Origin of the sequence: Olivibacter sp. 47 (genome assembly GCF_030372825.1) — a bacterium.
Taxonomy (GTDB): Bacteria; Bacteroidota; Bacteroidia; order Sphingobacteriales; family Sphingobacteriaceae; genus Olivibacter; species Olivibacter oleidegradans.
In genome coordinates, this window is record NZ_JAUCNR010000001.1 from 3,632,905 (window position 1) to 3,645,281 (window position 12,377).

Annotated in this window: 12 protein-coding genes and 1 pseudogene; 4 read left to right on the forward strand and 9 right to left on the reverse strand. The window is 39.3% G+C overall.

Annotated elements, in window-relative coordinates; translation table 11 throughout:
- Positions 1-8 precede the first annotated feature (8 nt).
- A complete protein-coding gene (locus QT327_RS15880) occupies positions 9-905 on the reverse strand; it encodes a LysR family transcriptional regulator (RefSeq protein ID WP_130855725.1) in 897 nt (298 codons plus the stop codon).
- A gap of 68 nt (positions 906-973) precedes the next feature.
- A complete protein-coding gene (gene fabF / locus QT327_RS15885; RefSeq protein WP_013667324.1) occupies positions 974-2,218 on the reverse strand; it encodes a beta-ketoacyl-ACP synthase II in 1,245 nt (414 codons plus the stop codon).
- Positions 2,219-2,333: 115 nt separating this feature from the next.
- Between fabF and QT327_RS15890 the strand changes: the two genes are divergently transcribed.
- The 3 genes and pseudogenes from QT327_RS15890 to QT327_RS28270 all read left to right on the forward strand — a co-directional run bounded on the left by QT327_RS15890 (position 2,334) and on the right by QT327_RS28270 (position 4,527).
- Positions 2,334-2,747, forward strand: coding sequence for a winged helix-turn-helix transcriptional regulator (locus QT327_RS15890; protein ID WP_130855724.1), 414 nt, complete (start codon positions 2,334-2,336; stop codon positions 2,745-2,747).
- 123 nt (positions 2,748-2,870) lie between these two features.
- Positions 2,871-3,506, forward strand: coding sequence for a porin family protein (locus QT327_RS15895; RefSeq protein ID WP_130855723.1), 636 nt, complete (start codon positions 2,871-2,873; stop codon positions 3,504-3,506).
- Between the two features lie 179 nt (positions 3,507-3,685).
- Positions 3,686-4,527, forward strand: a pseudogene (locus QT327_RS28270) (DUF4349 domain-containing protein).
- Between the two features lie 21 nt (positions 4,528-4,548).
- Here QT327_RS28270 and QT327_RS15905 read toward each other — a convergent pair.
- From QT327_RS15905 to QT327_RS15935, 7 genes are all read right to left on the reverse strand, one after another.
- A complete protein-coding gene (locus tag QT327_RS15905) occupies positions 4,549-5,655 on the reverse strand; it encodes an ABC transporter permease (RefSeq protein ID WP_289553326.1) in 1,107 nt (368 codons plus the stop codon).
- 28 nt (positions 5,656-5,683) lie between these two features.
- A complete protein-coding gene (locus QT327_RS15910) occupies positions 5,684-6,793 on the reverse strand; it encodes an ABC transporter permease (protein WP_013667329.1) in 1,110 nt (369 codons plus the stop codon).
- A gap of 43 nt (positions 6,794-6,836) precedes the next feature.
- Positions 6,837-7,577 carry an ABC transporter ATP-binding protein gene (locus tag QT327_RS15915; RefSeq protein WP_013667330.1) on the reverse strand — a complete coding sequence of 247 codons (741 nt, stop codon included), beginning with the start codon at positions 7,575-7,577 and terminating at the stop codon, positions 6,837-6,839.
- 5 nt (positions 7,578-7,582) lie between these two features.
- The gene (locus tag QT327_RS15920) at positions 7,583-8,539 is read right to left on the reverse strand and encodes an ABC transporter ATP-binding protein (protein WP_242627169.1); all 957 of its coding nucleotides are present in this window, start codon (positions 8,537-8,539) and stop codon (positions 7,583-7,585) included.
- Positions 8,526-9,443 (reverse strand): HlyD family secretion protein, encoded by a 918-nt coding sequence (locus tag QT327_RS15925; protein WP_130855719.1) that lies wholly within the window; start codon positions 9,441-9,443, stop codon positions 8,526-8,528. Before QT327_RS15925 ends, QT327_RS15920 begins: the two co-directional genes overlap by 14 nt.
- Before the next feature lie 17 nt (positions 9,444-9,460).
- A complete protein-coding gene (locus tag QT327_RS15930) occupies positions 9,461-10,729 on the reverse strand; it encodes a TolC family protein (protein WP_289553328.1) in 1,269 nt (422 codons plus the stop codon).
- A gap of 260 nt (positions 10,730-10,989) precedes the next feature.
- On the reverse strand, positions 10,990-11,592 hold the full coding sequence (locus tag QT327_RS15935) for a TetR/AcrR family transcriptional regulator (RefSeq protein WP_013667334.1): 603 nt from the start codon (positions 11,590-11,592) through the stop codon (positions 10,990-10,992).
- A gap of 178 nt (positions 11,593-11,770) precedes the next feature.
- On the opposite strand from QT327_RS15935, the gene QT327_RS15940 reads away from it, so the two are divergent.
- Positions 11,771-12,364, forward strand: a complete 594-nt coding sequence (locus QT327_RS15940) for a YdeI/OmpD-associated family protein (protein ID WP_130855717.1) — start codon at positions 11,771-11,773, stop codon at positions 12,362-12,364.
- Positions 12,365-12,377: the final 13 nt, after the last annotated feature.

A 12,377-nucleotide genomic window follows, 5' to 3' on the forward strand; every position in this document is an offset into this window, starting at 1 on the left:
ATTCTTAATCATATACCCTCTTCTACAAAGATCTTTTTTACTAAGTTGATTTCCCTTTCATACATAGTTTTTTTCCTGGTACCGAAATACAGCGTGTTTTCCATAACCGGGTCACCGGTCCATATAAGATGAAGCTTTTTGGACTCTATTTCGTTCTTGCACAAAAAATCCGGAATGATTGAAAAACCAACCCCCTCGCTTAAGCATCGGACAATAGAGCATATATTAGGGACGATATAGTTCGGTTTAAAATCCGGATGGTGCCTGAAGTTCAGATACCAGAATCTTTTTAGGTTCTCCATATCAGCGGCGGTACTATACCATACTTGTTCCTTAAGCCATTTCTCTGCAGCCATCAAATCGCCCTTTACAATGAGCTCTTCCACAATTTTCGCATCTGTTTCCGCACCGGCTACCAAGACGATCCGTTCTTTAGAAAATGGGCTAAATTCCAGGTTTTTTTCCAGACCTTTCTGAGGCGTAATAATCAGATCTAATAAACCTTTATCTAAATCGTGAATCATCTGCGGATACTCCCCAAATTTAATAATTACATTAAATGGCAGGGATGATATATGTCTTTCCAGCGTAAATTGAAAAGTTTCAAAGCACATACCAATACTCACGGTTGCGCGATCGATTTTAGAACTTCGGTGAAAAAGCTGTTCAGAAGTTTCTAATTTCGTTAAGGGTTCAAGAATGAAGTTATATAATACCTTGCCTCGTTCGGTGGGGACCATCCGCTTTGCAGAGCGATCAAACAGCTTATAACCGGTATAAGTCTCCAGCGAATTTAAATGTAAGCTCACCCCTGGTTGTGATATAAATAACATCTGCGCAGCACCGGTAAGTGTTCCGGTTTCATAAATAGCCTTAAAAGTGCGAAACCATTCCAAATTTAGCATATCTATTATATTAGTAATGCAAAGTTAACACATTGCACATACTATTAATACACTACATTTTTTAATCGCTAACTTAATTTCTTAAAAACAGCGATGCCGTTATGGCCCCCGAAACCAAAAGTGTTACTCATTGCTACTTTAACATCATGTTTTAGTGCATTTAATTTTACAAGTTGAAGACCTTCAGGTATTGCTTCGTCCGGATTGGTTAAATTAATTGTGGGAGGTATAATCGAATCACGAATTGATAGAACACAGGCAATGGCTTCAATGGCACCCGCAGCACCTAATAAATGACCGGTCATGGACTTCGTTGCGCTCACATGCAAACGATCAAAACTGCTCTCGAATAGTTTATGGATTGCCTTTAGTTCACTCATATCGCCAACAGGGGTAGAAGTCGCGTGCGCATTCAGATAATCTACTTCTTGAGCTTCAATATTGGCATCCTTTAGGGCTAGCTTCATTGCCATATAAGCTCCTTCGCCTTCAGGATGGGTGGCGGTCATGTGATAAGCGTCTGCCGTCATCGCTGCACCAACTATCTCGGCATAAATTTTAGCTCCTCGTGCACGCGCGTGCTCATATTCTTCTAATACCAAAGCCCCCGCTCCTTCACCCATCAAGAATCCATCGCGACCTTGGTCAAAAGGCCGGCAAGCTAACGTGGGTTCTCCATTTAGCGTAGTCATTGCCTTCATTGCACAAAACCCACCTATTGACGCTTCCGTAATAGGCGCTTCTGAACCTCCGGTAATCATCACTTTTGCCTTCCCCCATCTTATATAATTAAAAGCATCCATAATAGCCGTATTGGATGTTGCGCATGCCGACACCGTCGTATAATTGATCCCTTTCAGCCCATGTCTTATAGAAATCAATCCCGAAGCCATGTTAGCGATTAGCTTCGGAACAAAAAACGGACTAAACCGCGGTGTAAAGTTTTCAGACACATATTCCTTTACCTGCTCCTCAAAAGTAAGCATCCCCCCTTGCCCAGACCCCCATATGACACCTATATCGTAGGGATCCATGTCCGCGAAGTTTAATTGTGCATCACTAATCGCCTGATCAGCGGCTATAAGTGCATATTGTGTAAAGGGGTCTGTACGCTTGATCTCACCCCTATCAAGCCATCGGGAAGGATCATAATCTTTAAGCTCGCAAGCAATTTGTGTTCGAAATTTATTGGCGTTAAATTTTGTGATTCTCGTGGCACCCGAAACACCTTTTATCAAGTTCTGCCAAAAAGTCTCAACATTTTCGCCAATTGGCGTTAAGGCTCCAAGCCCGGTTATAACGATTCGATTCATGATTTTAAATTTAGGTGAAGCAACGGCCTCACAACAACTACTTGCATTTAACAAGCACTTGCAAATATAAAGCAAACCGCCTTATATTTGCAAGTGTATAAATTTCCTTGTAAATATGAGATCTGATTGCCCTTTAAACTACGCTCTTGAGCTATTTGGTGACAAGTGGTCTTTATTGATTATCCGGGACATAGTATTCTTTGATAAGCGATACTATCAGGAATTTTTACTTTCTGAGGAAAAGATATCAACCAACATTTTAGCAAACAGATTGCTCATGCTCGAAAAAAACGGGTTCATAAAAAAGAAAAAGGCACCCGATCATAAACAGAAAATAGTATATAGCTTAACCGAAAAAGCGATCGATTTGGTTCCTTTGATCATTGAAATTGGTTTATGGTCGGATAAGCACGGCCACCACATTCCGGCCTATAAAAAGGAGCTTATCTTAAAAGATGTAAAAATCAATAAACTGAATGCCCTCCAACAGCTTAAGGACAAGTTGTACCGCAAGCATATTTCTAGCTAATAGGTATTTCTACAAGGCATGCCTTCGCGACACCTAATCTTTTAACATTTTTTAAGGTTAACTGAACCAAACCTTAAAACTTCTTAACACTTCATTAGCTAGTTTTGATTTAAAATTAGCAATATGAAAAAAACTATTTTTATTTGTATTTTACTCGGCTTGATGGATAAATCTTTATCAGCCCAACAATGGAATATTCGATATAGTGTAAGACTGGGAGGCAATTTGCCTTATTACGCATTGTCCAATATAAACAATAATACTTCTCGTGTAGCGTCCAAAAAGGTGGGTTTTACCGTTACCGGTTTAGTCGAAGCATCAACAGCTCGTTACTTTGCCATCCAGTCCGGTATCTCCTTCCAACAACTCGGTTCACAGCTAGATTATTCTGAGTTTGGCAATACACCAGTCAAACAGCACACCTTCTGGCTTCAGCTTCCTGTTAATTTTGTAGGAAAGCTTCCATTGAAGGATAGCAGCTATTTCTTTTTAAGCATGGGGCCATACGGGGGATTTGGACTTATGGGATCAAACAGCTTTGCTTCAAACTATACGGGGAATCGGGAAGATTTCACATTCGGCGATTCAGGAAGCCAGAAAAGGTTTGATTACGGCGTGAATCTCCATTTTGGTTACCAGTTAAAAAAAGGATATAATCTTTCTGCAGGTTACTTACTGGGATTGGCCGACTTATCAACCAGCTCGCGGTATGAGCAACGGAACAGAGCTTGGGCGTTTACGGTTGGTTATTCCTTTTAAAAACAGAAACAAGCCTGCATATAGGTTACCTTTGGCAGAAAAAAGGAATGAAAGGTTATAGAATTTGATTGAAGAAAACATCTTATGAAAAAATCAAAGTCCATATCATGATGGACTGAAAGTTGTGATGCGGTTCATACGTGCAAAAGAATAAAGATAAACGAGCTAATTATTTGTAGATGAAAAAGAAAACCCAGGTTATCGATCAGTTAGCGCTTCCTCTTCTAATAATTTTTTCATTCCTGCTATTTGCTTGCCATAACGGGATAGATCAACAGCATGCCATTGGCAGCGCAGCTACAGCGGAAGCGATTGCACTTAATGAACCGGAACCTATACAAACTATACCATTAGAACGAAGGCTAATTAAAGAAGGAACCATCTCTTTTGAAACAAACGATTTATCGGAAACGGCCAAACTAATTGGACAAGCAATAAAAAAATATAATGCTTATATAGCATCAGAAACCGAGAATAATTATTCGGAAAGCCTCAGCAGAACCATCGTTGTTCGCGTAAATGCTAAGCAATTCGACGCCTTTATTGGAGATGTGGCTAAAGGCGTCAATCATTTTGAAACAAAAAACATACAAGTAAAAGATGTTACCGAGGAATTGTTGATATACAGGCTAGGTTAAAAACAAAAAAAGAGCTGGAACAACGCTATCGCACATTACTCCAACTTGCAGCTAAGGTTACTGAAATTCTCGAAATCGAAAAGCAATTAGCAGAAGTTCGCGCCGAAATCGAATCGGTTGAAGGGCGTTTACGATATCTGGCGAATCAATCGACTTATTCTACCTTGTCGATTACTTATTATAAAGCTGCTCCTAAGCAAATTGCTTTTGGTCAAAAGTTCGAACAGGGACTTTCCAACGGTTGGCAAAACTTCGTATGGTTTACGGTAGGCCTCATTAATATTTGGCCATTTTTATTGCTGATAGTAATAGCCATGTTTTTTGCTCGACGTTGGTGGCGCAAACGTAAAACAAGACAACGAATGGACGCATCAACGAATTAAACAAGCTGGTAATTCGAACGATTAGCTCGTTTTCCGATAATTCCAAATGGCCCAGACGTTTAATATGATTGCAAAAACAATTAAATATAAAAATTCCAATTGTACGTCACTAAAGTCGCTGCCTTTTAAGACAATCATTCTTACTACTTTTACGAAGTGAGTTACCGGCGTTAGATCAGATAAGGTTCGAGCCCACCGCGGCATGCTATCGGTAGACGTAAAAAAGCCGCTCATGAGCATAAAGATCATCATAAAAAAGAAGGCTATAAACATGGCTTGCACCTGATTATCGCTGTAGGTAGAAATAAGCAAGCCGAAACCCAACACGGCCACCAAATAAACGGCCGCAAATAAGTACAAAAGCCACAAACTTCCTTGTAATGCAATTCCATAAACAAAAAAACAAATCATCAATCCTAAGGTGAAAATAATAATCCCTATTACCCAGAACGGGATCATTTTACCTAATATAAACTGCCACTTTTTAATCGGGCTTACATTGATTTGCTCAATCGTACCAATTTCTTTTTCCTTTACAATATTTAATGCAGTCATAAAACCACCTATTAATGTTAGCAGCAATACCAACACCGCTGGAACAACATTAAATTTATAGGCCTCCAAGGGATTATACCAGCTTCTTTGTAGAATTTCAATACTTCCCCTTGGCCTCGATTCCGCGTTCCATTCCAATTCTGAACTGAAATCTGAAATAATCCGATTCAAGTAGGCTGTACCAATGCCTGATTTTGTCCCGTTAATAGCGTCAGCATAAACTCCTACCCGCTGCTTCCCCTCTCTTATCAGATTTCGTTCAAAATTTAGCGGGATTTCCAAAATTATGTCCGCTTCTTCCTTTTCAATATGATGAATGGCACCGTTATAACTGGTGTTAGAACTAATAGGAATGAAATACCCTGAAGCGTAAATTTTGTGAATTAGGCGCTGTGAAAAAGAACTGTGGTCCTTATCAACAACAGAAAGATTAATGTGCTTTACATCAAAGTCCATGGCTAGCGGTAAAACAACCAATTGAACGATCGGCATAGCGAACATCATAGCCAAGATAGACTTATCCCGAAATATTTGACGAAACTCCTTTTGCAATATAAATCTTAAAATTTTCATCTTTAGCGCCGTATTGTTTAGAAAACTATTAAAGTCTTACTTTAAAACGTCTCAAGGCTAAACTGAGCAGTATAATTGTCATCAAAGTCAGAACCAGTGTCTCCTTCCAAACATAGGTCAAACCCAAGCCCTTTAACATAACCGATTTAACTGCAAGATAATACCATCTGGACGGAACAATATGAGAGAGCACTTGAAAAAAGCCAGGCATATTTTCCAATGGCATAATAAAACCGGTGAAAATCAAGGTTGGCAACATCATTCCCATAAGCGATATTAACAGAGCTGTTTGCTGCGAATTGGTTATATTTGATATTAGTAACCCTAAAGAAAGACAAGTAACAATAAATAACGTACTCTCAAAATAGAGCAACAAGATGCTTCCTCGAATTTCGACATCAAGAGCAAAGGCGGTTAACAACAAAATCAACGTAAAATTTGCAAGCGAAAGCAATAAATAAGGAATTGCCTTTGCAATAAGTACGAAAACGGGCTTAAAGGGAGATACGAGTAGTATTTCCATGGTTCCCATCTCCTTTTCTTTAACAACTGAAACAGATGTTAAAGCAGTGCATACAATCATCAAAATTAACGCCATAACCCCTGGAATAAAATTCAGGGAACCATTCCCTTCTTCATTGTAAAGCATTCTCAATTCCGGTTGTATTTGTAAAAACAACGGATTGATCGATGGTGTGTTAAATTCACGCCCAAAATCCATAAAAATTGACGTCAAATAATTTGTCACGGTTTTCGAAATATTAGGATCAGAACCGTCGGTAATAAGCTGTACCGGTGACTGGCCAAGATGCAGTTGATCGCTGCTAAAATTAGACGGAATAATAAGAGCGGCCTTTATGTCTCCTTTTTTAAACGCATCTTCAATCTGTGTATAATGAACATTTGCCTGCTCTACAACGAAATAATCTGATGTCTTAATTTTTTCAATTAATCTTTGGCTTTGAAAATCTTTCGCATAATCAGCCACTATCATCCGAATATTCTTCACCTCACTCGATAGAGCGAACCCAAATAAAATGATCTGTACAATGGGTAAGCCGAACATGATCAACAGGGTCCGGCGATCTCTAAAGACATGGTAAAATTCTTTCCTAATAAAAACTAACAGCTGCTTCATTTTTCATGATTTTGATGAGATCGAAACCTTTGACCATACTGAGTTAATTGTCGTTTCGTTTGGCTCCTCTTGCCAATTGATAAAAGACTTCGTCCATTGAGTTAGCGTTATAGGCTAATTTCAGGTTAGTCGGTGAATCAAGTGCTACTACCTTGCCGTCCACCATGATAGACACTCTATTACAATATTCTGCCTCATCCATATAATGAGTCGTGACGAAAACAGTAATTCCGGCATTTGCCGCACTGTAAATCATATCCCAGAACTGTCGGCGGGTTACGGGATCTACACCTCCGGTAGGTTCATCCAAAAAGACGATCTTTGGTTGATGAAAAATGGCAACCGAGAACGCCAATTTCTGTTTCCATCCAAGGGGCAACTCGCCGACCATTTTATTCGCTTCTTGCGTCAAGCCCAAAGCTCGTATCAGTTCCTGTCCTCTTTTATTGATCTCTTTTTTGTTTACACCGTAAACGCCACCAAAAAATTCAATATTCTCCGAAACCGACAGGTTCTCATATAAAGAAAACTTTTGGCTCATATAGCCGATATGCTTTTTTATTTTTTCCTGTTGCTTATAAACATCATAACCTGCTACCTCTGCTTCACCGGATGAGGGAAAAGATAAACCACAGAGCATGCGCATCGCAGTGGTTTTGCCGGCGCCATTTGCACCCAAAAATCCAAAAATTTCTCCTTTAGCAACGTCAAAGGAAATACCGTCAACTGCCACAAAACCGCCAAATCGTTTGGTTAAATTGCGGCACATTATTACTTTTTCCATCGTCTTTATTCTACACGGCCCGTAAATTCTATTCGTTCCATTAAACGAATAAAGCTATCTTCTATCCCTGGCTTAATCTCTTTTACAATGATGTCCCTGTGCCCCAAGTTCGTGGCTAAATCTTGCAACGTAGATAATCCATCTCTTTCGGGATATCGTAATGTAACATGGATGTATTCACCAAAAGCGTAGCTGCTCTCTATCGCTTCGTTTTGTCTATAATCTTTTAAAAGTCGATAAATATCGGCTGATTTAGCGGCATATAATTTTGTTGGATATCGCTTGATTATATCTGCAGGTGGATCGACGCTTAAAATTTTCCCTTGCTGGATTAATGCAATCCGGTCGCAAAGAATAGCTTCATCCATATAAGGGGTGGAGACTAATATGGTTATACCCTGTTGTTTGAGTGCTTTTAGCATATCCCAAAATTCGCGTCGCGAAACGACGTCCACCCCTGTGGTTGGCTCATCTAGTAAAAGAACCTTGGGCTTATGGATCAGTGCGCAACATAAGGCTAACTTTTGTTTCATCCCGCCTGATAGCTTTCCGGCCCGCCGATGGTTAAACGGTTTTATTTGCTCGTAAATATCTTTTATGAGGCCATAATTCTGTTGGATATTAGTGCCGAATACCGTAGCAAAAAAACGGAGGTTCTCGAGTACAGTTAAGTCTTGATACAGTGAAAATTTCCCGGGCATATATCCAACCAGATTACGAATCGCCTTATAGTCTTTTATTACGTCGAGACCGACAACACTTGCCGTTCCCTGATCAGCAAGTAGAAGCGTAGTTAGTATACGGAATACGGATGTTTTGCCCGCGCCATCCGGGCCAATCAATCCAAACAATTCACCTTCATCAACAGAAAAGGATACATCATTCACAGCTACAACTCTTCCCTTATCATAGCTTTTGAAAATATGGTGGAGTTTTACTGCTTCCATTCTACCTTTTTCCATTTTTCTGCGTTGCTAAAATCACTTGTCCGTACATCCCGATTTTTAAATATCCATCATTTTCCACCTTAACCTTCATTGCATATACCAAATTAGCTCTTTCATCCTTTGTTTGGATGGTCTTTGGTGTAAACTCCGCCTGATCACTTATCCACTCAACCACGCCGGGATAATCCTTGAATGCAGCCTTACCTTTATCAACCTGCACCCGAACGCGCTGTCCTATTTTAACATCCGCAAATTTTTCACCGGTAATATAAGCGCGCAGGATCATTTTTTTGGTGTTAGCTATACGATATAGGGGTTTTCCAATGGTTGCCATTTCATTCGCCTCTACATATTTAGCGAGAACGGTTCCTGTAACGGGATTGACAATCTTGCTTTTCCGAAGTTGGTCGTCCAACTGTTCAATCTGTGCATGCAACGGAGCTGTCTCTTCTTGCAAACTGACCGATGCAATACCTAATGATGATTGTTGACCTTCAATACGTTTACGAATGATATTTACCTGTGCGGTTGCCGCATCCAATTCCTTTGGGGTTGCCGCATCAGCCTTAACCAGGTTGGTCAACCGTTCTTGCTCGTTTTTAGCATACCGAAGCTCTTCCTGTAAAGCTGCAATCTCTGTGGCGATATTAGGACGTTTACTCAGTATGGCACCTGCTTGTGCTTCTAATTGCTTCTTCTTGAGAAACAGCTGAAGCGTATCAATATAACCAATTACTTTCCCTGCGGGGATAGTTTGCCCCTCTTCCAATAAAAGCTCCCTTATAATGCCGTTTGCTTCCGCAGGTACGATGGTCTCTACGGTTTCAAAAGCACCCGATGCGTCGTAATTTATATCGTTCGTTTTACAAGATACGATGGAAAAAGCCAGCAAATTCGTGTATAATATAACTGTTTTCATTTTTCTTCTTTGGTATATCAATAGGTATCTCCTGTTATGTATAAATAATCGTATTGTGATGCAAGCAATTGAATCTCGTGTATGATTTTATTTAATCTAGCCTGATCCTCTGCATTTACTTCCCGTAAATAGTCATTTGTGGTGATTACACCATGTTCTAATTGAGTAACCGCGGTTTTTTTTACTTTTTCGCGCAATGCGATAATCTCGTTGTCGGATTGCAATAAATCTTGGTAGCGTCGTATTGTCACTGATTCCCGCTTGGCTTGCGAATGTGTATTGAATAGAAATGTTTCTTTTTCGACTCCTATTGCCAATCGATTAATTTCCAAAATTGCTTTTTCCTTTTTTTGGGTGTACAGCCCCCCCAAATTCCAACTTAAGCGCAAGCCACCGATGTAATAAGCATCAAAACGAGGTTTTAGAATATTAAGAGCCGGCCTGCCGTAACCACCCTGAAAAAAGAAATCAAGTCGAGGCCTATTTCTCACATTAACCAATTCTTCCTGTACCGCAATATTCGTAAGTTGATCATCATACAAAGCAAGTTCCGGTCGTTGAATCGTCTTCGGTAGTATAGGTAATTCCGGCTTAATCAGTTTTGTACTGGCATCTAAAGTTTTATTAAGAAATAAACCGAGCACCTCCAAATAGGCCGTTCGATTCGCCTTCAAATCAACCGCGTGCTGCGCTGCTTTTAACAATTCGGCCTTCAAAACGTTAAGATCCGCCTCCAGGGCAGTCCCATTGGTAACTGCCGCTTCGACTTTATCCAGCCCTAGCTGGATATCCTTCATTAACAGTTGATTCTGGTTTAATTGCTCTTCTATCATTAAGATGCTGAAAAAAAGCTGGTTTATCCGGTCCTTTAGTTGATAAAGCGCTACTGAAAGACTTTGCTCTTCAATCGCCGATGTAGACCGGTGTAGCTCAATCTTTTGCTTAATGTTTCCCCCGTCATAAATCGTTTGATTTAGCTCGCCATAGAACTTATACTGATCTTTGGTCAACTGCGGGATTTCAATACCCTGCATTTGAATAGGAATTTCAGTAACGGCCGACTGATACGTTGCTTGTGCATTAATAATAAACTGAGGCAAATAACCCTTTGCCGCCTTTTCAATGGCGTACGCCTTACTTCTTTCCACTAAGTCGCGCTTCTTAATAAGCGGGTAATTAACTTGTGCCTGATTTTGACAATCATCTAAAGTGAGACTTAATTGTCCATAAAGCTCTGGACTGAATACGATTAATATCAGCCCTATCCATAGTGCCTTACTTCTCATTGCTTGTTGTTTTTTCTAATCTTCGTCTGCTAATAGTGACAAAAGATTTTCTAATTGTCATTATTCTAAATACTTCAAGTAATAACATTGGTCATACTTTTTAATCATTTGATTAGTTGCAAACCAAAAAAATTTGTTCTCCAACTAACATTCTTCAATCACGGCAAAGGTAGAGGTATTTTTTTATTTAAAAAATATTTCTAATCATTTGATTAAAAATAAAGATCAAAAAAGTTTCTTCGCCAATTGATTGACAGTGTTTATATTTCCGTACGTAAAATGCTATTGAACCATAACGGGATCATTTTTTTCCGTTCTAGAATAAATTTTTTGAACTCGCCGCTTCTAAATGCGTCTGTTTGTGTAATAACGGGTTGAGCAAGTATAGGAAAAATGATCATGCTCAATAAATTCAAGATTAAGTGAAACACGTTAATATCAGGACGGAGCTCGTTTAATTGTTCATAAAATTTAGAAGTCATCAGCTTCCCTGATATTCGGCTACTAAACAACTTGGGATTGTTTTTTATCTCGCTCAATACAAATATAGGTAGATCCGGATTGTGTAGAAGCATATCAATATAATCATTCGCAACTGCCTGCACCTTTTGCTCCAATGAACTGTCTTCATCGTTGAGAAGCCTCACAATCATCCCAAAAAATTGTTCAAACTTCTCTTCCATAATGATGTGGAACAATTTCTCTTTACTCCTAAAATAGTAATTTAATAAAGCTAGATTCAAGCCAGCTTCATCTGCAATATCCCTTGTACGAGTAGCTGCAAACCCTTTTCTTGTAAAAACAATTCTTGCAGCTTCTTTTATTTTTTCTTCCGTTGAAATATCTTTATCTTTCTTAACCATTTTATGCGATCTAAATTTAGGCCAAAAGTAAGGAGGAGTATAACAATTTAAAAACAAAATTTAATCATTTATTTAAAAAAGTACGCAATCACCGGTTATAGCGCCAACTTGTATTTCATATTGTCGCTATTCCGCTTTCGCAAATAGTCGTATCTTCGAACTACTTCATTATTTGAATATGGAAAGTTTTAAAAGTTCAGACGATTTCTATAGGGCTCAGCAACAATGGCGCGACGAGCTCTATGAATTAAGAAAGCTCATAGTATCTACGGGTCTAAAAGAAGAACTCAAATGGGGCGGTCCCGTTTATACGCATAATGGCAAGAACATAGTAGGCTTAGCGGGATTTAAATCTTATTTTGGTATCTGGTTCTATCAGGGTGTCTTTTTGAAGGATCCGCACCATTTACTCATTAATGCTCAAAACGGCACTACAAAAGCGTTACGCCAAATGCGTTTCACAACGCTCGAAGAGGCCAATTTAGACATTATACGAACTTACGTACTGGAAGCGATGAGCAATCAGGAAAAGGGAATTGCAATCAAAGCGGATAGAAACAAACCAATTATAGTGCCTCAAGAACTGAACTCCGTTTTTGACAAAAATCCCGAGCTAAAAGAGTGTTTTGATCAACTGAAAAAGACTCAGCAACGGGAATTCACGGAATACATTGAATCGGCCAAACAAGAAACGACTAAAAAAAGTCGTTTGGAAAAAATCATTCCGATGATTATCAAGGGAGTTGGGCTACACGATAAATATCGCGGGTAGCCGGTAAATAAAA